The organism is Streptomyces caatingaensis, assembly GCF_001187435.1.
GTDB lineage: Bacteria > Actinomycetota > Actinomycetes > Streptomycetales > Streptomycetaceae > Streptomyces > Streptomyces caatingaensis.
Genome location: NZ_LFXA01000007.1, coordinates 291,878 through 312,269, shown reverse-complemented (window position 1 = coordinate 312,269; position 20,392 = coordinate 291,878). Strand labels below are relative to the sequence as shown.

Sequence of the window (20,392 nt, the reverse complement as noted above, 5' to 3'; positions counted from 1 at the left end):
AGGGCTCCGACCAGCGGCGGTCCGGAGGGCGGCGGGACGGCCGCCGGGTACTCTGGCCCGGTGACGGCCCACGAACACCAGCCCCCCTCCCCCGACGAGCTGCGCGAGGCGGCGTCGAAGATCCGTGCCCTCGCCGGGCAGTTGACCCGCCGGCTGCGCGAGGCGTCCGAGGGCGCGGACGTGACGATGTCCCAGGCCGCCGTCCTCAGCCGGCTCGACCGCCGGGGACCGGCCACGACCGTCGAACTGGCCCGCGCCGAACGGGTCCGGCCGCAGTCCATGGGCGCGACCCTCGCCGCCCTGGAGGACGCCGGTCTCGTCGAGCGCTCGCCCCACCCGACGGACCGCCGTCAGGCGCTCATCTCCCTGACGGCGGAGGGCCGTCGGCAGGTGGAGGAGGTCCGCCGCACGCGCGAGGGGTGGATCGCGAAGGCGCTGCGGGAGGAACTGGACGACCGGGAGCGGGCGGTGGTCGTGGAGGCGGTGGGGTTGCTGGCGCGGCTGGTCGAGGAGGAGTGAGGCCGGCCCGGCGGGCGCCTCGGGGGCGCGCGCTGCGCGGGAACGGGCCGGGGCGGGGCGGACGCACCCCTCACTCGCCGGCGGCACCGCCCGCGGCGGCCAGCAGCCGCGCCTCCGTCTCCTCCCCCATCCCCGGCCCGGGCAGGCCGTCCCGCAGGGGCGCCCGCCCGCCCACCGACCGCAGCCACGCCCACGTGTCGGCGACCGTCTCCTCGACGGGCCGGCACCGCAGCCCGGCGGCGTGGGCCAGTTCGGCGTTCCCCTCGTAGATCCCCTCGCGGACGGGCCCGTCCGGGAGCCACAGCGGCAGGCCGGTCCACGGCTCGACGCCGGCCGAGAGGAACGTCCCGGGCGGCGTCCAGAGCGGCTCGGCGTCCGAGCCGGTGACGCGGACGCAGGCGTCGAACAGTCCCTCCATCGTCGTGTGCCGGGGCCGGCTGATGAGGTTGTACGGCCCGCCGAGGCCGCGGGCGGCCGCGTCCAGGCTCCAGGACGCGAGGTCGCGGACGTCGATGTACTGAAGACCCGCGTCGCGCGGCTCCGGCACCGGCACCGGCCCGCCGCGCGCGACGCGCAGCAGCCACCAGGGGAGCCGGCCGACGTTCTCCCACGGTCCGAGGACGACCCCCGCGCGCAGCAGCAGGGCACGGTCGCCGAAGGCGTCCAGCGCGGCGAGTTCGCCGCCGCGCTTGGCCTGCGGGTAGGGCATGTCGCCGGCGTCGGGCGACGACTCGACGACCGGCGCGTCCTCCGCCGCCCCCGCCGGGACGGGCTCGCCGTGGACGGAGCGCGTGGAGACGTACGCGTAGCGGCCCGCCCGGCCGGCCAGCAGCCGCGCCGTGTCGCGGACGGCGCGCGGGGCGCCCGACCAGGTGTCCGCCACGACGTCCCACTCGCCGTGGGCGAGCGCGGCGAGCCCGCCCTCGGCCGTGCGGTCGCCGTGCAGCACGCCGGCGCCCCCGGGGGCCGGGTGGCGGCCGCGGTGGAAGACCGTCACCTCCCAGCCCCGCGCGAGCGCGTCCTCGGCCAGGGCCCGGCCCACGAATTCCGTTCCACCCAGTATCAGTAGCCTCATGCCTCACGACCTTGCACGACGGGACCGTCCCGGCGGAAGATCCGCATGCTCAGGGCGAAATCGGGGAGTTCGCACATCGGGAGCCACCGGGAGCCACCGGGAGCCACCGGGAGTCATCGGAAGTCACCGGAAGTCGTCGGAGTGGACAGGGTCGTCGGATGCTTCGGGAGAAGGGGCGGGAAGCGTGACGGAACGACGCGTGGTCGTGATCGTGGGGGCGGGCGTCGCCGGGACGGGGGTGTTCCGGCACCTCGTGGACGCGCTGCGCGAGGCGCCGGGGCGGCCGCCGGTCGGCGCGATCGTCGTCGCGGACCCCTCCCCCGCCGGCCGGGGCCTGGCCTTCGGCGAGGACGAGCCCCTGCTGATGTGCAACAGCGCCGCCGACGCCAACTCCCTTCTCCCCGACCGCCCCCACGACTTCGTCGGCCACCTGCGCGGGCGCGGCTGGACGGGTGCGCCGGACTCCTGCGTCCCCCGGGCGCGGATGGCCGACTACTGCCACGACCTCTGGACGCGGGCGCGCGAGCTCGCCGAGGAGCGGGGCGTCGCCGTCCGGCACGTGCGGGCGTCCGTCCGGTCGGTCCGCCTCGGCCCCCGCCCCGCCGTCCTGCTGGACACCGGCGAGCGGGTCGCGGCGGACGACGTCGTCGTCGCGACCGGCGTCCACCGGCCGCGCGTTCCCGACGGCTTCGCGGAGTTCACGGCGCACCCCCGCTACCTCGACAGCCCCTATCCCGCCGCGCGGCTCCGCGCACGACTGGGCACGGGGCGCCGCGTGCTGGTGCTCGGCACCCGCCAATCCGCCGTGGACGCCGCCCTGTTGCTGTGCCGGGACGGCCACCGTACGACGATGACGTCGCGGTCCGGCGTCCTGCCCGCCGTACGGACCTCCCTGCACGCGCCGCCCCGGGCGTTCCCTCCGCTGGAGCGCCTGGCCCGGCTCGACGCCGCGGACCCGCTGCTGGAGGAGCGGATGACGCGCCACGTCGTGGAGGCCGTCCGGCTGCTGGGGAACGCCCCGCTGCGCCGGCAGACGTCCCGGGCCGCCGACCCCGTCCGGCGCCTGGCCGAGGAGACGGCCCTGGCCGAGGCCGGGGCCTGCGCCTGGGCGGGCGTCGCCGCGGCCGTGATCGAGGCGTTCACGGCCTTCGCGGACGGCCTGCCCCTGGAGCGGCGGCGGGCGCTGACGGACCGCTTCGCGTGGTTCGTCGACCGCTACGTGACGGCGCTGGCCGCGGTCAACGCGCGCCGCCTGCTGGACCAACTGCGCTCCGGCTCCCTGGAGCTGGCCCCCTCCTACCCGCGGTCGGCGGCCTTCGACGACGGAGCGTGGCGGGTGGTGTGGCCCGACGCCACCGCCTCCACGTTCGACCACGTCGTCAACGCGACCGGCTTCGAGCCTCCCGAGCTGTGGTGGGCGGACGACGGGAACGAACTGCGCCTGACACCCTCGGCGGGCGCACCCGTACGGCACTTGACGCCGTCCCTGCGCGTCCGCCGGGCGCCCGGGGCGCCGCCCGAGCGGGTCTGGGTGGCCGGCGTCGGCACGCACCCGCGCATCCCCTTCGCCAACCACCTGCGCACGGTGGCCCGGCAGACGCGCGCGGTCGCCCGGGACGTGGCGTCCGGGAGTGGCGCGTTCGCGTCCTTGTGAAGCCGGCCGCGGGCCGTTGGATACTGGCGCCGCGATCCGGTGCACCCGGTGCTGCCCATGGAGGAGACGACTCATGGCGATGATCCGGACACGAGGCGGCGGAAGCGGTACGGCCCGGGGCGGCGTCCTCAACCTGCCGCGCACGGCGACCGGCGTCGATCAGCTCCTCCACGCCGTACGGGCCAGGAGGCCCCGGCGCGGGCCCGGACAGTCCGGCGAACCGCGCTGGCGCGGCGACTACGTCGTCCGGGACGCGGCGGGGCCCCGGGTCTCCCTCCAGGAGTTCGGCTACGCCTCGCGCGAACTGGGGCGCGCGCACGGGCGGGTGGACGACACGGCGCTCGTCGGTCCCTTCCAGCTGCTGACCCCCGAGGGGCTCGACTGCCTCGCCGAGGTCTGCGACCGCCTCGAACCGGCCGCCGGCACCAGCCGGTTCATCGCCACGCGGCGCGTGCGCAGCGCGGACCTGATGTCCCCCTTCATCAACAACATGATCCGCGACCGGGCCTTCCTGCTCACCTGCTCCCGCATCGTGGGCGTCCCGCTGATCCCCCATCCCCTGCGGATCCCCACGGTGCAGATCAACTACTCCGAGGGCCACGGCCGTCCGGAGATCGTCCGCTGGCACCACGACGGCATGGACTACGTCTTCACCATCCAGCTCAGCGACGGCGACTGCTACGACGGCGGCCGCTTCACCTACTTCCAGGGCCGCACCGGCGAGTTCGACGACGTCACCGAGCACGACCCCCGCATCCGCGAGGCCGACTGCCGCGCCCGCGGCGCGACCCTCTTCCTCCACGGCAGCCGCATCTTCCACGCGGTGACCCCCGTGACCCGCGGCCGCCGCGTCACCCTCGTCGTCTCCCTGTTCTGCCCCTACTTCGCCCGCCGCGACTCCAACACCTTCTGGCACCTCGCCGGCGACGACGGCATCCTCGCCACCCTCCCCAACTGGCTGCGCCTCAAGTGGCCCGTCGAGGACGCCGCGATGGACTTCGCCCTGCGGGCGGGGAGTCCGGTGGTGACGTGGGAGGACGTGCGGGGGTAGGGCCGGGTGGCCGCTCTGGCCCCTCCTTCCCCCGGAACGATTTCGCTCAGTTAAGCTGCTCGCGATCCGGAGGTCATGACACCGCCGGACCTGAGCGAAAGATCCAGGCCGGAAGGGCACCCGCCTCTTGCCTCGAGATCGGCTGAAGGGGAAGGGTGAACAGCATGTCTTCCAGCTGGGTGGCCATCGACTTCGAGACCGCGAACGCGCACCGGGGCAGCCCGTGCGCCGTAGGCATGGCGAAGGTCGTCAACGGTCGCATCACCGACACATGGGGCACGCTGATCCAGCCGCCCGCCGCTCTGAGCCACTTCAGCGCCTTCAACATCGGTATCCACGGAATCACGCCGGACATGCTGACGGGCGCGCCCGACTGGAAGGCCGCACTGAGCGAGATCCTCGCCTTCGCCGACGACCTCCCGTTGGTGGCGCACAACGCCGGGTTCGACATGGGCGTCATACGAGCCGCCTGCAGCGCCGACGGCCTGTCCTGGCCCGAGCTGCGGTTCACCTGCTCGCAGGTCATAGCGCGCCGCACCTGGAAGCTGCTCTCGTACGGCCTGCCGTACTGCGCCGACGCCGCCGGAATCGTCCTCGACAAGCACCACGACGCCGGCGCGGACGCGACCGCGTCGGCCGAGGTGATGCTTGCCGCGATGGGCGCCGCCGAAGCTGATTCTCTCGACATGCTCCTGACGGCCCATCAGGTTCGTTGGGGCTGGATGACGCAGGCGGGTCAATGGCAGGGCAGCCACTACAAGGGCCGCGGCGCGAGGGCCCGCACGCCGCTGCCCGATGCCGATCCGGATGCCGACCCGGACGGCGAGCTCTACGGAGCGGCCGTGTGCATCACCGGCACGCTCGCATCGATGACCCGCGACGAGGCACACCGCAGGCTCGCCGAGGCCGGAGCCCAGCCGGAGAAGAACGTCACCAAGAGGACGACCATCCTCGTCTCGGCCTCCCAGACTCAGCTCAAGCCCGGCGACACCCTGAGCGGCAAGGCCAGGAAGGCCCAGGCGCTCCTGGAATCCGGCCAGGAGATCGAGGTCCTGGACGAAGACGAGTTCCTGCGCCGCCTGGGCGGATGATCCCCGCCGCCCGGCAGCCGCCGGCACCCCTGATCGCATCTCAGCTCCGGCGCAGCCACCATGCGGCGGTGGTGACGACAGCCGCCCCCGCCGCGCTCGCCGCACCCTTGAGGACTTGCGTGGCGATGAGCCTGCTGTAGCGACGCCCCGCGCGCTTCCAGGTCCGCCTGGCGCGCGGCCGAGTACGGTGCGAGGGAGAGGGGCCGGAGTCGGCAACCACGATGCCTTCCTTCCTGGGCGGGATGTGCGTTCATGAGCAGGGAGAGCCATGGCCCGACCGCCAGAAGCAGGCCGGCGAAGCCCTCCCGTGCTCAATTCCGAGAGTAAGCAGCACAATTGCTGTCGGAGAGCTGGAGACGGCCTCGGGCGGGAACCGAAGCGGTGTAATTTCCAACGCGTGAACCCATGGAGCGAGATCACAGAGCCTGGCACGATCGATGATCTCGTCGCCGACGCCCGTGCGGCAGGCCATCAGGCGACGGCCCGCCGGGTACACGACTGGGTTGCCTTGGGCCTGTTGGACAAACCAACCCGTAGACCGAAAGGGAGACTGGGTTCGGACAAGGCCCTCCATGCCGCCCATCAGCGCACGTTGTTCCTGCTGCTCCTCGAGAAGCGCCGGCAGATGCCGAAGATCCCCAGCCTTGCCTTGATTCCGCTGTACTTGTGGCTTCATGTCGGGACGGGTACCTACCGGCCCGACAGGCCGTCAAGGCGCTCCGTACCTGGCTGAGAGACGGATCCCGCAACAAGAACGACCGCTTCGGAGTCACTGACGGCCGCCTTCGCCGAGCCGGAGCCGGGCGACGAAGTCAACAACTGCGGACGGGAGTTGTTGACCCTCATCGGGTGCGAGACCTTGCGCGCCGAAGGCCGCTTCCCGCACGCGGCGTGAGGACGCGCCGCGCGCCGCGTCGTCAGTGGCCGCCCGTCACCCTCAACCCCCGCGGCACCAGCCACACCACCAGGCACGTCACGACGACCACGATGCCGGCGGAGACGAAGGCGGTGGTCGTGAGGGCGGCGTCGAAGGCGGAGCGGGCGGTGGTGAGGATGGCGGGGCCGGTGGGGGCGGGGGTGTGGGCGGCGAGGTCGACGGCGGCGCCGATGGAGGAGCGGGCGGTGGCCGCGTCGGGGCCGGGGAGGGGGAGGCGGGTCATGTGGCGGGTGTAGGCGGCGGCGTGGATGCTGCCGAGGAGGGCGACGCCGAGGCCGACGCCGAGTTCGTAGGCGGTCTCGGAGACGGCGCCGGCCTGGCCGGCGCGGGGGGCCGGGACGGAGGCGACGAGGACGGACGCGGCGGCGGTCATGGCCAGGCCGTCGCCGAGGCCGAGGAGGGCGAGGACGGCGGCGACGACGGGATAGGTGGTCGGCTGCGGCGTGAGGGCGAGGAGGAGGAAGGCCGCGACCAGCGCGCCGAGGCCGAGCGCCAGCACCGTGCGGACGCCCAGGCGGTGCATGACCCAGGGGGAGCAGAGGGAACCGGTCAGCATCGCCGCCGCCGACGGCAGGGTGCGCAGGCCCGCCTGCGAGGGCGAGTAGCCGTGGACGTACTGGAGCCACAGGGAGAGCAGGAACAGCGCGGAGCCGATGGCGAGCATCGCGAGCAGGGTGGCCAGGGCGGCGGCCAGGAACGGGCCGTTGCGGAAGAGGCGCACGTCCAGCAGGGGGTCGTGCGCGGACAGCTGGCGGCGGGCGAAGAACGCCAGCAGGGCCAGGCCAAGGAGCAGGATCGCCACGTCCGCGACGGAAGGGCCGCCCTTGGCCACGTGCTTGATGCCCCAGGCGAGGGCCACGATCCCGGCGACGGAGAGCAGGGCGCCCGGCCAGTCGAGCGGTCCGGTCTGCGGGGCGCGGTACTCCGGCAGGAGGCGCAGGCCCGCGAGGACGGTGACGACGACGACCGGGACGTTGACCCAGAACGCGGCGGCCCAGCCGAACCGTTCGACGAGGACCCCGCCGACCAGCGGCCCCACACAGGCTCCGGCGCCGGCGACCGCGGCCCAGATGCCGATGGCCAGGGCCCGTTCGCGGGGGTCGGTGAAGACGGTGCGGATCAGCGACAGCGTCGAGGGCATCACCATCGCCCCGCCGATCCCCAACAGGACGCGTCCGGCGATGAGTTGCACGGAGCTGTCGGAGGTGGCGGCGAGCACGGAGGCGGCGCCGAAGAGCACGAAGCCGGTCAGGAAGAGGGCCTTGCGGCCGAAGCGGTCGCCGACCGCGCCGCAGGTGACCAGCAGGCCGCCGAGGACGAGGCCGTAGATGTCGATGATCCACAACTGGGCCATGCCGCCCGGCCGCAGGTCGGCGATGAGCGAGGGCAGGGCCACGTTGAGGATCGTGGCGTCCATGGCGACCAGCAGGAGGCTGGCGCAGAGGACGGCGAGCACCGCCCAGCGGCCGGCTCCCCGCACGGGAGCGGTCGTGGGGCCCGGGGAAGCCGCCGTCATTCCAGCAGGCCGCGGCGCATCGCCTCGGCGACGGCGGCCGCCCGGTCGGAGACCCCGAGCTTCTCGTAGAGCCGCTGGGTGTGGGTCTTGACGGTGCTGGCGCCCAGATAGAGCTCCGAGGCCAGCTGCGGAATGCTCTTGCCCTCGGCGAAACCGCGCAGCACCTGCCGCTCGCGCTCGGAGAGGACCGCCTCGTCGCGGTCGGCGCGCAGCCGGATCTCGTCGACCAGCCCGTCGGAGAGGTCCTCGGAGACGATGCGCTTGCCCCGGGCGACCTTCAGCACCGCGTCCACGATCTCCGAGCGCTTGGCGTCCTTGGCCAGATAGCCCGCGGCGCCCTCCTGGACGGCCCGGTAGACCACGGCGCCGTCCGTCGTCGCCGACAGCAGGATCGTCCGGGTCGGCAGCCCGTCGCGGACGGTGGCGTGGATGACGGCGATCCCGTCCATCGTGGGGATCCGGTAGTCGATCAGCGCCACCTGCGGCCGGTGCTCCCGGATGGCCTCCAGGGCCGCCGCGCCGTCCTCGACCTCGGCGACGACCTTGATCCGCCCGCTGAGCTGAAGGCCCCGGGTGATGCCCTCGCGGTAGATGGGGTGGTCGTCGGCCACGACGACGGTCACCTGCGTTCCGGAATCGGACTCCATGTCCTCGTCACTTCCGTTGGTCCGCTTGGTCCCCTTATCCCCCTTGTCACTCCTTTTATCGAGCATAGGTGCGTTCGCCCGTACGGGCCGCTCCGGGCGGCGGGCCGCCCTCTCCCCCGGCGCTCCGGCCGAAAGGGGGATCCGGCCGGCGCCCCGCTCCTCCTAGCGTGGGGGTTCTGTGCGTACCACCCCTGTGCGTACCACTTCTGCGCGTACCACTTCTGCGCGTTCCCCCGTTTTCTGTGCGTTCCCCCGTTTTCCCAGGTGGGAGGTGTCGTCATGACCGATCTCAGGGCCGGCGGGACGCCCCGCGTCGTCGTCGGCGTCGACGGTTCACCGGGCAGCGTCGTCGCCCTGCGCGCCGCGCTGGCCGAGGCCCGCCGCCGGGCGGCGGAGCTCCACGTGGTCACCGCGTACCTGCCGGTGGACGGCGGGTGGGCCATGGGCCCCGGCGGGGACTTCGAGCCGGACCGCCGCAGGGCCGCGGCCGCCCTGGAGAAAACCTGCCGCACGGCCCTGGGCACCGGCCCCGAGGCCGCGCCCTGCGCGGCCGCCGTCGTGCGGGGCCCGGCCCGGTACGTCCTGACCGGCCTGGCCGGCCGGCCGGACGACCTGCTGGTCGTCGGCACGGGCCGGCAGGGGCCGCTCCGGCGGCTGCTGCGGCCCTCCGTGGCGCGGGACTGCCTCCGGCTCGCCCGCTGCCCGTTGCTGCTCGTCCCGCCGGGCGGCCTCGCCCGCGACTACCGCAAGGGGCTGCGCCGCTGGAACGGCTGGGTCGGACGGCAGGCGGACGCGATGGTGCGCACCGCCCTGGACGGGGGCGCGGCCCACGGCTGAGCACCGGCCGGTGGACGCGGCCGTCCCCCGGACGCCCGTCCGCCCGCCCGATCCCGGGCGGGGAGCGGCGCGGCCACGCTGGCGGGTGGAGCGATCGAGAGAGCCGATGAGGGATGAGGAGTGAGCGGGATGTCGGAGACGGTCGAGCGGGTCGTCGTGGGAGTGGACGGCTCGGCGGGCAGCGTCGCGGCCCTCAGGCAGGGCGCGCGCGAGGCCGCCCGCCATGGAGCGGTCCTGTGCCCGGTGCTCGCGTGGTCGCCGCCCGGCGGGGAGGCCGCGGACGCGGTCAGCCCGGCGCCGGCCGACGTACGCGCCCACTGGGAGCGGGCCGCGGAGGCGGTGCTGCACCGCACGTGCGAGGCGGCGCTCGGACCCGGTCCGGACGCCGCGCGGGCCCGGACCCGGACCGTGCGCGCGGACGCCGGGCCCGCGTTGGTGGCCCTCAGCCGGCACCCCACGGACCTGCTGGTCATGGGGGCCGGCCGCCACGGCCCGCTGCACCGCTTCCTCCACGGCTCGGTGACCCGGCACTGCCTCCGGCACGCGTCCTGCCCCGTCCTGGTCGTCCGGCCCGACGCGGCGGACGGCCGGGCCCTCGCCGCGGCGGGGCCGGGGCGATGACCCGGCCCCGCCGGCGGTCAGGACCCGCTGCCGGCCAGCTTGTGCTCGTAGGAGACCTTCGGGAACTCCCAGGTCTTGTCGAGCACCTTCATCCCGAAGACGCCGAGCTCGGCGAAGAAGGAGCCGGTGAGCTCGCCTCCGCCGTACAGGGCCCGGTCGGCCTTCGTGTCGCCGGTGCCGGCCGTGCCGTGGACCGTGGCCTTGAGGTACGGCATGACGTCGGCGGCGACGCCGGCCGAGCCGTAGAGGCCCAGTTCGGCGTGGGTGCCGACGCCGCCCTTGGCCGTGGCCGAGCCCTCGACGCGGGCCGGGGTGGCCGTGGTGGTGGGCTCGGGGCCCGAGAGCGCGCTCCAGCCGCGGCCGGCGTCGTAGGTGGCGCCGACCTCCAGGTGCCCCTTGGTGTCCTGTTCGGCGTCGAGCGTGATCCTGCCGTCGGCCGAGACGTCGTAGAAGTAGGTCACCTTGAGGTTGAGCACGACGGGCACCGGGCCCAGCCAGACGGTCTTGTCGACGTCGACCTCGGCGGCCGGGATGTGCAGCGGCCTGCGCCCGGTGTCGTACGAGGCGGTGCCCTCGGCGTGGGCGGCGAAGCCGTAGTCGTAGTCGGCGGCCATGCCGATGGTCGCCCTGGACGGCTGGACCGAGTACCAGTGGGCCCGCTCGTAGGAGAACAGCATCTCCGGCTCGAGGGCCAAGTGGCCCCTGAGCGCGGAGGAGTGGCCCGGGGTGGGCTTGACGCCGGACGGCATCGGCACGTCCACGTCGAAGCGGACGCCCTGCCCGCCGCCCCGGCCCTCGGTCACCTTCCCGCCGTCGCCGCCGGGCTTGACCTTGAGGTCGGCCGCGGTGAGCGGGACGCGGACGTCGGCCTTGCCGTCGCCGAGCGCGTCGGCGAGGGTCGCCGGCTCGGTGTCGACGGAGACCGGTCCGCCCGGCCGCGGGTGCACCGCCTTGACCTTCAGCAGGGCGCCCCGCGGGGTCACGGACGTCGCGGGACCGGCGATCACGTCGCCGGCGCGGAGCTGTCCGGACGTACCACCCTTGAGGCCGCCGCCCCCGGACGACAGCACGGCGTGCCCTCCGGACGCGTCGTACTGCGTCAACTCGGCTCCCGTTACCGGGACTTGTTCCGTCCTCCCGTCGGCCGAGGGCCGGACGACGGTCACGGACTGCCGGTCGGACGGGCCGGCGCCGAGCGACAGCGACGGCGGGGTCTGCCGCCCTCCGTCGGCGGCCGACGCGGGAAGCGCGGCCAGCGGGACGGCCGTCCCGGCCAGGAGCACGGGCAGCAGCAGCGAACGGCGGGAGAATCTCATGGACTTCCTTCCGGGAGGGGCCGTCGCGAGCACCACCCCCGGATCCCGCCGTCTCCTCGCGGGACCGCCCCTCGGCCACCGGCTCACTGAACCCCGGCGGCCGGGCGCGGATCAAGAAGAATTCACCGAAGCACAGATAGGCAAGGGCTATGGCACAGGTCACGGAACCGGAGCGCGGCGCGAGCGCCCTCTCCCTGCGCCAGCTGGAATACCTGGTGACCGTGGTGCACGAGGGCCGGCTGACGCGGGCCGCCGAGCGGCTGCACGTGACGGAGCCCACGGTCTCCCAGCAACTGCGCACCCTGGAACGGGCGGTCGGCACCGTCCTCCTGGAGCGCCGCCCCGAGGGCGTGCGCCCCACGGAGGCGGGCGCGGCCTTCCTGCCCTACGCGCGCACGACCCTGCGCTGCGCGCAGGAGGCGACGTCGGCGGCGCGTTCGGCGGCGCGCGGCAGACGGCGGGCGCTGCGCATCGGCACGGTGCACGCGGCGCTGCCCGCCGCGCTGCTGCCGGGGGTGCGGCGGTGGACGCTGGCCCACCCGGCCGCTCCGGTGTGCGTCCGGCCGCACGGCAGCCGGTCCCAGCTCCAGGACTCCGTCGCCGCGGGCGCGGTGGACCTGGGTGTGGGACCGCGGCCGGTCGGCTGGGACGGCCGCGTGCTCTCCCTCGGCACGGAGGAACTCGTGATCGTCTGCCCCGAGGGCGACGAACTGTGCGGCCGCACGGCCCACTTGGAGGACCTCTCCGGCCGTCGCTGGATCGGCCACCAGGGGCACGGGCCCGGCGAGGCGTTCGCCGAGGCGTTCCGGGCGGCCGGCTTCCACCCGCGGATCGCCGTGGAGGTGCCGCAGGCCGAGGCGGCCGTGGCGCTGGCCCGGGAGGGCGTGGGCCTCACCCTCGTCCCCGCCGGCGGACTGCCCCCCGATCTGCGCAGGACGGCGGCCCGCCCCGTGCCCCGGCTGCTGCGCGAACTCACGGTCTACACCGCGGCGCACCCGCGGGACGAGGCGCTCGCCTGCGCGACGGCGCTGGCGGAGGGCGCGGACTGAGCCGGGCCCGTGGCCGGTCCGGGCCCGCGGTCTCATTTCCTGCCGATCTCCCCCTGACCGACCGAGAAGATGGGCATCTGGAGCCCGAACAGGGCGTAGTTTCCCTGCCCGTTGGCGTTGCCGTTCCCGTTCCTCCCGCCGTTCTGCCCTCCGAGGAGGTTCCTGACGGGGTCCCCCTCGTGGGCACCGGCGGGGCCCGAGAAGACGGCGAGGAGCGCGGCGGCTCCGAGGAGGACGGCGGCGATGCGGCGGCGCATGAACGCCCCTTCCCTGGTGAGGTCGTTGGTTCGGCAGCACCCTTTCCCGGGCTCCCGTGCCGCATGCGCCGGTTCCCTCCTGTGGGGGGCGAGGTAACGATCCGCCGTTCCCGCGTTCGGAGTTGCCGCCGGGGAAGACCCCCGCGCACCGCCGTCGGCGCCCTCCGGTGCCACCGCCCGGCCCGGGGCGCGGCGGCCACGGACCGGCCGTCGTGCCGGGGGGCGCCGTGCGGTCCGCTGGACCCGGCCGCGACCGGAAGGACCGGCCGGCGTTCCCCCGATCGGCCGAGGCCCTCCCCCGGCACGACGGCCGAAGGAGGGATCCGCAGGTGAGCCGCGTCTCCCTAGCGTGGTGAGCACGGCCCGCGCCGGCGGGCCGGATCCGGCAGCGGAACATCCGCAGCGCAACGAGGAAGGACCGGGAGATGAACCACTCCGTACGACGTGTCGTGGTGGGGGTCGACGGCTCCGCGAGCAGCCTCGCCGCGTTCCGGCAGGCCGTGAGCGAGGCCCGCCGGCACGGCGCCGAACTGCGTCCGGTCTTCATCTACTCCTCGCCCCAGGGCGACTACGTCGACATGCTGTGGCCGCCGGACGAGGAGACCGCCCGCGAACTCGCCCACCAGGCCCGCGAGGACCTGCACGACGCGTGTGTCTGCGCCCTCGGCGGCGAGCCGGACGGCGTGCGCTGCTCGCCGGCCGTGGTCCGCGGCCAGGCCGGCCCGGCGCTGGTGGCGAGCGCGGCCGAGGACGGCGATCTGCTCGTCGTCGGCGGCGGGTCGCACGGGGCGGTGCACCGGTTCCTCACGGGGTCGGTGAGCCGTTACTGCGTGCGGCACGCGCACGCGCCGGTCCTCGTCGTCCCGGCGGCGGGCGCGGCCCGGCACCGGGCGCGCGACCGGGCCCCGGAGCGGCGGCGGACCCCGGCCGGGACGGCGTCCCGGGAGGGCTGACGCGCGGGGGCGTCCCCGCACGGAACGCGCCCCCCGCACGGAACGCCCCCCGCACGGAACCGTCCGGCACCCCCTACGGAACCCCCAGTTGGAAGGACGTGGATCCCCATGCGTCGCATCCTCCGCGCGGCAGCGACCGGTTCCGCTCTCGTCCTCGGCGGAGCCCTGGCCGCGGCCCCGGCCGCCCTGGCCGACCCGTCGCCCGCCCCGGACCCCGTCGTGGGCGCCGCCGTCATCGGCATCAGCCCCCACGAGACGGTCCACGGGAGGACGGTCTCGATCAGCGGGGCCTGCGCGCCCTACCCGGGGGCGAGCGTGACGTCCGTGTCCTCCCCGGCGGGTACCGTCGGCCTCACCGACGTCCGGCCGCAGCACATCCGCGGCACGCTCCGCGTCACGGCGGGGCAGGGCGCCTACCCCGTCAGCCTGGTGTGCAGCAACGGCGGCGCCCGGACGCAGCTGCGGGTCGACGCCCCGCCGCCCCGCCCCGGCCCGCGCCCCGCCCCCGCGCCGCGGCCCCCCGCTCCCCCCGCGCACCACGGCCGGGCCCCCGACCGCGGCCTCGTCCCCGTGCACCGGCCGGCGGGACACGCCGGGCAGGCCGGCCGGGCCGTCGCCGCGGACCCCGCGCACCCCGCCGCCGTCCCGCAGGGCGCCCCGCGCAGCGGCGCGCCCGCTGCGAACGGTGACTCCCGGGACACGGGACTGTTCCTGGGCGGCGTCGCGGTCGCCGTCGTGGCAGGCGTGATCGTCATGACCGTCCGCCGTCCGTCCCGCCGGGGCGGCGTCCGATGACGGCCCCCGTCACGGCCCGCCCGTTCCCCGGGGCCCGCACGGCCCGGGGAACGGCGGACGGCCGCGGCCGCCCGCCCGCCGACACCGTCGGGACGCTGGCGGAGGTGTTCCTCGACGCCCCGGTGGGCCTCGCCGTGCTCGACGCGGACGGGATCGAGTGGGCCGCGAACGCCCGCTGGGAACAGCTCCTGGGCGGGCACCGCACCGAGGGCGCGACGGTCCCCTGGACCGACCGGCTGCCCGTGGCGGACCGCGAACGGGCCTCCCGCGCCCTCGCCGAGGCCCTCGGCCTCCCCGGCCGGGACGCCGTGCGCGAACACCTCACCGGCCTGCGGCTGGCCGTCCGCGCGCTGGCCGCGCCCGGGCTGTGCGTGGCGGCCGCCGAGGCGGACGAGGGCGGCTGCACCGAGCGGGAGATCCAGCTCCGGCTGGCGCTGGAGGTCGCCGGACTGGGGGCCTGGAGCGTCGACACGGAGACCCGGCGGGAGCGGTGGTTCGCGGGGTCCGAGCGGTTCCTGGGGCTGCCCTTCCGGCCCGGCCCCAGGGGCGAGGGCTTCGCGGACGCCATCGCCCCCGAGGACCGGGAGGCCGTGACCGCGGACTTCCAGCGCGCCCTGGACGGCGGCGGGCCCCTGGACGCGTGCTTCCGCCTGCGCACCGGGGACGGGCCCGACCGCTGGATGAAGTCCATGGGCCGGCTGCACCTCCTCGGCGACCCGCCCCGCCCCACCCTCGTCGGCGTCATCCGCGACGTCACCGACGCCGTCACCCACCAGGAACGGCTGCGGGAGCGGGCCGACACCGCCGCCGACCGCGCCGACCGCATCCAGGAGCTGGCCGCCGCGCTGCTGTCCGCCACCACCACCGACGAGGTGGCCCGCGCCGTGGCCGACCACTTCTGCGACTCGACGGACGCCATCGGCGCGCTCGTCGTCGTCCCCGAGGAGGGCCGGCTCCGCACGGTGGCCGGTTCCGGCACCGGGGTGCGCATGGGCGCCCTGCTGGACGGCACGCCGCTGGCCGAGGCCGCGCTCCCGGACCGCGTCATGCGCGAGGGCAGGCCGCTCTACGTCCGCTCGCGCGCCGAGATGTCCGCGCTGCTGCACGGCGACCCGCACGACTGGCTGTCGCGGACGCGGGCGCACTCGTGGGCGCTGCTCCCGCTCGCCCGCGGGGCCCTCCTCTTCGGGTACGCCCGCGAGCACGACTTCCCCGTCGCCGAGCGCACCCTCCTCCTCGCGCTCGCCGGGCTCACCAGCCAGGCCATGGAGCGCTGCGGTCTCGTCCAGGCCCGCATCGAGCTGGCCCGCGCCGTCCAGCGCACGCTGCTGCCCGAGGAGCTGCCCCGCCTGCCCGGGCTGCGGCTGGCCGCCCGCTACGTGCCGGCGCGGGACGGGGTCACCGTCGGCGGCGACTGGTACGACGCGGTCCGCCTGCCGGACGGCCGCTGCGCGCTGGTCATCGGCGACGTGGAGGGACACGACGTGGAGTCCGCCGCGACGATGGGACAGGTGCGCACCGCCGTACGGGCGTACGCGCGGACCCGCCTCGAACCGAGCGCGGTCCTCGCCCACGCCAACGCCCTGCTCTGCTCCCTCGACACGTCCCTCTTCACGACCTGCACCTACCTCGTCGTCGACCGCGGGCGCGGCGAACTGACCGCCGCCACCGCCGGGCACGTCCCCGCCCTCCTCGGCCTCGCCGACGGCACGACGCGCGCCCTGGCGCCCCCGCCCGGCCCGCCCCTGGGCATCCTGCCCACCGCCACGTACCCGGCCGTGCGCGTCCCCCTGTCCGACGTCCGCTGGTGCGCCCTCGTCACGGACGGCCTCCTGGAGGGCCCCGACCTCGAACTCGACGCGGGCGTGGACCACTTGTGCCGCTCCGTGACCACCGCCGACGACCCCTCCGCCCTGGCCGACGCCCTGCTCCGCGCCGCCGCCTCCACCGGCCACCGCGACGACGCCGCCGTCCTCACCGCCTGCCTCGCCCCGCCCCCGCCCTGAGGAGCCCCGCATGCCCCGCCACCACCACACCCGCGACGGTGTCGCCGCCCTCTCCGTCGTCGTCCTCGTCGTGCTCGAGGCGGTCGCGCTGCGCGTGACCCCCGCGCGGGACTGGCCCCTGGTCACGGTGGTGCTGGTCGCGGCGCTGGCCGGGGCGGCGCTGGTGATCGCCCTGGCCGGCCGCCGGGGCTAGGGGGCGGCGGGCCGCCTACGACGAGAACTGCCGCATCAGGCGCACCCCTTGGCCCGCCGTCATGTGCGGCAGATACGCCTTGCCGATCGCCCGCGTGATCATCGGCAGTCCGGCCGGATCGGGGTACGTCATGTACATCGGCCGGTACTCGGGCTGGAACTTGGCCTTGAAGTGGAGCAGCGACCGGAAGCCGTAGACCGGTTCGAGCACCTTGCCCGCGTAGTCCAGCATCCGTTGCAGCGCCGCGGGGGGTTCCTGCGTGGCGGTGCGGGCCAGGGGTGCGCCGGAGAGGCTGAGGAAGCGGGCGCCCTCGTCCTTGAAGCCCAGTGCGGCGGAGGCGATGAGGAATTCCATGGAGCCGCGGAAGCCGCCGGCGCGGCGGCGCATGAAGTCGAGGGTCCAGCCGACGGGGCGGCCCGCCTCGTGGACGGGCATCCAGCTGGTGACGCCGTGGACGGTGCGGTCGGCGTCGACGGCGATGAGGCAGCGGACGGCGGGGTCGTCGAGTTCGTCCAGGCCGCCGAGGGTGAAGCCCATCTCGGGGAGGCCCTTGTCGGCGACCCATTCCTCGCTGATGCCGCGGATCTGGTCGGTGAGGGCGACGGGGGCGTCGCGGAAGGCCCACCACTCCGCCGTGATGCCTTCCTTGCGCGCCTTGTTGAGGGCGGTGCGGACGTCCTGCCACTTCTTGCCGGTGAAGGCGAGGTCCGGCAGGGGGACGACGGTGTCCTCGGCGACCTGGACGGAGCGCCAGCCGAGCCGTTCGGCGGCGGCCCGCGTCTCCTCGCCGACGCTGTAGAAGCAGGGTGTCCAGCCGTGTTCGTCGCAGAAGCGGGAGAATCCGGCGACGGCGTCGGCGCGGGCGTCGGCGGCGCCGAAGGGGTCGGTCGTGGTGAGGGCGACGGTGGCGACGACGCGGTAGGCGACGGCGGCGCGGCCGGGGCCGTCGAACCAGTAGGAGTTGCCGTCCCAGGTGGTGATGAAGCCGAGGCTGGACGGGCTGCCCTCCGCCACCAGCAGCTCCCGTGCCCGCACGGCCGCGTCGGCGTCGGTGTGCAGCCGGGGCCGGCGGAGGGTGACCAGGAGGGCGACGAGGGTCACGAGCCAGAACAGCAGCCCGCAGTACTGGCCGAGCGCCTTCGCCGTCCCCCCGACGGGCACCGGCCATTCGGCGAAGTAGCCGATGAACGCGGGCGGGAGGAACGCGGAGACCAGCCCGCCGAGGAGGGCGCCCGCCGTCGCCGGGGGCGCGTACTGGTCGCGGACGGCCAGCCCGACGCCCACGTACACCGCGCAGGCGGCCAGCAGCGTCCCGCCCACGACCGCGCCGAGCTTGCGCACCGCGCACCGCGGCAGCCGCAGGTCGAAGCGGGCGCGGGTGACGAGCAGCAGCACCAGGACGAGGACCGGCAGCAGCATCTGCTCGGCGAAGTACTGGACGAAGTCGGCGTGTTCGGCGGGCAGGGCCCCGTAGGCGGTCGGGTTGGCGAGGAAGTCGTGCAGCCAGTACGCGAAGAGGGCCGTCCACGCGAGCTGGAGGAGCACCGCGAGGACCCAGGCGAGGCGCCGTCCGCGGCGCAGCCCCTCGGCGAGGACGAGGAGGAGGGCGGGGACGAGGACGGCGAGGGCGGCGGCGGGCGAGTCGTAGAAGTCCCGCAGGGCGTGCACGGCGTCGCAGTCGAGCGCGGACTGGGCGCAGGCCTCGCGGACGTCGTCGGCGCCTGGCCGGGTGGAGACGTAGACGTCGTTGAAGGTGCTGAACGGGCCGTAGGCGTCCCGGTAGAGGATGGCGACCATCGGTCCGATCGCGGAGGCGGCGACGACGAGGGCGACGAGGACGCGGGCCTCGGTGTGCGAGGCGTTGCGCGGCCACAGGGGTCCGCGCCGCCGGTGGAGGGCGGCGCCGATCGCGAGCCCGACGACCGCGCCGCCGAGCCGCAGGACGCCCTGGAGGTGCCCGACGTACAGCGACATCACGAGGGCGAAGGCGACGATGCCGAGGCGGGTGCGGCGGCGCCACAGGGCGGTGAGCCGGTAGCTGAGGACGCCGCCGACGGCGAGGGTGCCGACGGTGGGGGTGACGGTGAGGTCCTCGGTGAGGCTGGCGAGCCACTGTTCCCCGGCGGCGGAGCCGAGTTCGACCATGCCGATGCCGAGGAGGGTGCCGAGGATCTGCCCGCCGAGCAGGGTGGTGGCGGTGCGGGCGACGCCCATGCGGCGCTCGGCGGGGGTGACGAGGAGCAGGACGAGGGCGGTGGCGCCGAGGTAGCCGCCGAGGCCGGGGCACCAGAGCAGGGAGCTCGCGGGCGTCCACCAGCGGCCGTGTGTCAGGGCGGGCACGCCGGCGCCGACGCTCTCCATCCGGTGCCGGCTCGGCCCGGAGCCCAGGGAGTGGGTGACGGCGCCGACGATCCACAGGACGGCGAGGAAGGCGAGGGTGAAGGGGGCGTGGCGGACGGGGACGAGGGCCCGGTCGAGGGTGATGCGCCAGCGGTGCCGGCGGTCGCCGGCGACGGGCGTCCCCGCGGCGGCGCTCATGGGATCAGCCCCGTCTGCCGTGCGATCCAGGGGAGTTGGCGTTCCAGTCCGGGCCGCCAGACCTGCCAGCTGTGGCCGCCGGGGAGTTCGACCCACTCGGCCCTCATCCCGGCGGCGCGCGCGGCCTCGTAGACCGTGCGCTGCTGCGGCCGGTAGGTGTCGTCGGAGCGGCCGGCGACGAACGCGGCCCGGGTGTCGGGGAAGCGCTCGCGGGCCATGACGTCGAGGGGCGCGACGCGTGCGAAGGCGGCCGCGTCGCCGCCGAACGCCTTGTCGATCGTCTTCTTCCGGCTGCCGAGGGTCGGGGCCTCCTGCCCGGAGATGTCGTTGACCACCCCGTACACGCGGGGGGCGTTGACGCCGAGCTGGAGGGAGCAGGTGCCGCCGAAGGAGATCCCGGAGACCGCCCAGGAGGTGCGGGCGGCGGCGACCTGGAGGTGGGCGCGGATCCAGTCGGGGACGTCGGTGGCGAGGTACGTCTGGACGTTGCCCAGGCGGGAGTCCAGGCAGAGGGTGTTGGCGAACTGCGAGCCGAGCGGGTCGGCGACGACGACCACGGGCGCCAGTCCGCGGTGCGCGGCGGCGAAGGCGTTCATCATGCCCACCAGGCGGCCGGAGTTGATCCAGTCGTCCGGCGAGCCGGGCTGTCCGGCCATGAGGACGATCACCGGCAGCAGGGGGCGCGGGCTCGCCCGGTAGGCGGGCGGCAGGTAGACGTACGCGTCGCGGGCGCGGAAGCCCGATCTCGCCCCCGGGACGGGGGACTTGGAGAGGGTGCCGTCCTTGGGCAGGTCCGGTGGCGGGCGCCAGACGTCGGAGAGCGCCTTGCCCGGCGGTACGGGGAGGGTGGGTTCGGCGGTGCCGGTGGCGTCGGCGAGCGTGGTGGTTCTGATCAGCCAGGTGTTGAGGGCGGAACGGGCCGTCGGGTACTGGTCGAAGTGCCGGTTGATCTGCGCGGCGCCGAGCAGCACGACGAGCAGCCCGCACAGCGCGGCGCCGGCCCAGTGGCGGGGCCGCAGCAGCGGGATGCGGAAGAGGGTCAGGCAGACGCCGAGGACGGCGACGCCCGTCCAGGCCACGACGTCCGGGGGCAGCGGGTCGGGGAAGGGCTGCAACCAGTCGTCCACGGCCCAGCGCAGGGCCAGGGTGACCAGCACGGCGAGGAGTACGGCGGCGGGTGCCCAGCGGGTCCACCACCGGCGCCGGCGGGAGAAGAGGAGCACCGCCAGGGCGGCGAGCCCCAGGACGGTCAGGGCGGCCGGAATCCATCCGGTCACCAGCGACCAGTCGAGGGGGCCCGCCGCGATCACCGCGTGCGTGATCACCATGTCAGGCAA

General features: G+C 75.3%; 18 protein-coding genes. 11 read left to right on the top strand and 7 right to left on the bottom strand.

Features of this window, described 5'->3' with window-relative positions:
- Nucleotides 1–60 precede the first annotated feature (60 nt).
- Entirely contained in the window at nt 61–519 is a 459-nt protein-coding gene (locus tag AC230_RS12535) for a MarR family winged helix-turn-helix transcriptional regulator (protein WP_049716275.1), read from the top strand.
- Between the two features lie 70 nt (nt 520–589).
- On the opposite strand, the gene AC230_RS12530 is transcribed toward AC230_RS12535, so the two are convergent.
- A complete protein-coding gene (locus AC230_RS12530; RefSeq protein ID WP_049716223.1) occupies nt 590–1,594 on the bottom strand; it encodes an NAD-dependent epimerase/dehydratase family protein in 1,005 nt (334 codons plus the stop codon).
- A 184-nt stretch (nt 1,595–1,778) separates the two neighbouring features.
- Here AC230_RS12530 and AC230_RS12525 point away from each other — a divergent pair, with 184 nt between their 5' ends.
- The 3 genes from AC230_RS12525 to AC230_RS12515 all read left to right on the top strand — a co-directional run bounded on the left by AC230_RS12525 (nt 1,779) and on the right by AC230_RS12515 (nt 5,390).
- On the top strand, nt 1,779–3,248 hold the full coding sequence (locus AC230_RS12525; protein ID WP_198535505.1) for an FAD/NAD(P)-binding protein: 1,470 nt from the start codon (nt 1,779–1,781) through the stop codon (nt 3,246–3,248).
- Nucleotides 3,249–3,321: 73 nt separating this feature from the next.
- Nucleotides 3,322–4,299, top strand: coding sequence for a hypothetical protein (locus AC230_RS12520; protein WP_049716221.1), 978 nt, complete (start codon nt 3,322–3,324; stop codon nt 4,297–4,299).
- 164 nt (nt 4,300–4,463) lie between these two features.
- Nucleotides 4,464–5,390, top strand: coding sequence for an exonuclease domain-containing protein (locus tag AC230_RS12515; RefSeq protein WP_049716220.1), 927 nt, complete (start codon nt 4,464–4,466; stop codon nt 5,388–5,390).
- A gap of 917 nt (nt 5,391–6,307) precedes the next feature.
- Here the strand turns inward: AC230_RS12515 and AC230_RS12510 are convergent.
- Both AC230_RS12510 and AC230_RS12505 read right to left on the bottom strand, forming a co-directional pair.
- Entirely contained in the window at nt 6,308–7,807 is a 1,500-nt protein-coding gene (locus AC230_RS12510; protein WP_241833200.1) for an MFS transporter, read from the bottom strand.
- 32 nt (nt 7,808–7,839) lie between these two features.
- Nucleotides 7,840–8,490, bottom strand: coding sequence for a response regulator (locus AC230_RS12505; RefSeq protein WP_049716218.1), 651 nt, complete (start codon nt 8,488–8,490; stop codon nt 7,840–7,842).
- A gap of 279 nt (nt 8,491–8,769) precedes the next feature.
- Between AC230_RS12505 and AC230_RS12500 the strand changes: the two genes are divergently transcribed.
- Both AC230_RS12500 and AC230_RS12495 read left to right on the top strand, forming a co-directional pair.
- Nucleotides 8,770–9,327 (top strand): universal stress protein, encoded by a 558-nt coding sequence (locus AC230_RS12500; protein ID WP_049716217.1) that lies wholly within the window; start codon nt 8,770–8,772, stop codon nt 9,325–9,327.
- 129 nt (nt 9,328–9,456) lie between these two features.
- Nucleotides 9,457–9,948 (top strand): universal stress protein, encoded by a 492-nt coding sequence (locus tag AC230_RS12495; RefSeq protein WP_049716216.1) that lies wholly within the window; start codon nt 9,457–9,459, stop codon nt 9,946–9,948.
- A 17-nt stretch (nt 9,949–9,965) separates the two neighbouring features.
- Here AC230_RS12495 and AC230_RS12490 read toward each other — a convergent pair whose 3' ends face one another.
- Nucleotides 9,966–11,264 (bottom strand): hypothetical protein, encoded by a 1,299-nt coding sequence (locus tag AC230_RS12490; protein WP_049716215.1) that lies wholly within the window; start codon nt 11,262–11,264, stop codon nt 9,966–9,968.
- Between the two features lie 149 nt (nt 11,265–11,413).
- On the opposite strand from AC230_RS12490, the gene AC230_RS12485 reads away from it, so the two are divergent.
- The gene (locus AC230_RS12485) at nt 11,414–12,313 is read left to right on the top strand and encodes a LysR family transcriptional regulator (protein ID WP_049716214.1); all 900 of its coding nucleotides are present in this window, start codon (nt 11,414–11,416) and stop codon (nt 12,311–12,313) included.
- Nucleotides 12,314–12,345: 32 nt separating this feature from the next.
- On the opposite strand, the gene AC230_RS12480 is transcribed toward AC230_RS12485, so the two are convergent.
- Complete coding sequence (locus tag AC230_RS12480; RefSeq protein ID WP_049716213.1) at nt 12,346–12,570, bottom strand: hypothetical protein; 225 nt, start codon at nt 12,568–12,570, stop codon at nt 12,346–12,348.
- A 425-nt stretch (nt 12,571–12,995) separates the two neighbouring features.
- On the opposite strand from AC230_RS12480, the gene AC230_RS12475 reads away from it, so the two are divergent.
- The 4 genes from AC230_RS12475 (at nt 12,996) to AC230_RS12460 (ending at nt 16,517) form a co-directional block, all read left to right on the top strand.
- Nucleotides 12,996–13,523, top strand: a complete 528-nt coding sequence (locus AC230_RS12475; protein ID WP_049716212.1) for a universal stress protein — start codon at nt 12,996–12,998, stop codon at nt 13,521–13,523.
- Nucleotides 13,524–13,631: 108 nt separating this feature from the next.
- Complete coding sequence (locus tag AC230_RS12470; RefSeq protein WP_049716211.1) at nt 13,632–14,318, top strand: hypothetical protein; 687 nt, start codon at nt 13,632–13,634, stop codon at nt 14,316–14,318.
- Nucleotides 14,315–16,324, top strand: coding sequence for a SpoIIE family protein phosphatase (locus AC230_RS12465; RefSeq protein ID WP_049716210.1), 2,010 nt, complete (start codon nt 14,315–14,317; stop codon nt 16,322–16,324). The genes AC230_RS12470 and AC230_RS12465 overlap by 4 nt, the downstream gene beginning before the upstream one ends.
- 10 nt (nt 16,325–16,334) lie before the next feature.
- Nucleotides 16,335–16,517 carry a hypothetical protein gene (locus tag AC230_RS12460; RefSeq protein ID WP_049716209.1) on the top strand — a complete coding sequence of 61 codons (183 nt, stop codon included), beginning with the start codon at nt 16,335–16,337 and terminating at the stop codon, nt 16,515–16,517.
- Between the two features lie 15 nt (nt 16,518–16,532).
- Here AC230_RS12460 and AC230_RS12455 read toward each other — a convergent pair whose 3' ends face one another.
- Both AC230_RS12455 and AC230_RS12450 read right to left on the bottom strand, forming a co-directional pair.
- Nucleotides 16,533–19,055 (bottom strand): bifunctional lysylphosphatidylglycerol flippase/synthetase MprF, encoded by a 2,523-nt coding sequence (locus AC230_RS12455; RefSeq protein WP_049716208.1) that lies wholly within the window; start codon nt 19,053–19,055, stop codon nt 16,533–16,535.
- On the bottom strand, nt 19,052–20,383 hold the full coding sequence (locus tag AC230_RS12450) for an alpha/beta hydrolase (protein WP_049716207.1): 1,332 nt from the start codon (nt 20,381–20,383) through the stop codon (nt 19,052–19,054). Before AC230_RS12450 ends, AC230_RS12455 begins: the two co-directional genes overlap by 4 nt.
- Nucleotides 20,384–20,392 lie beyond the last annotated feature (9 nt).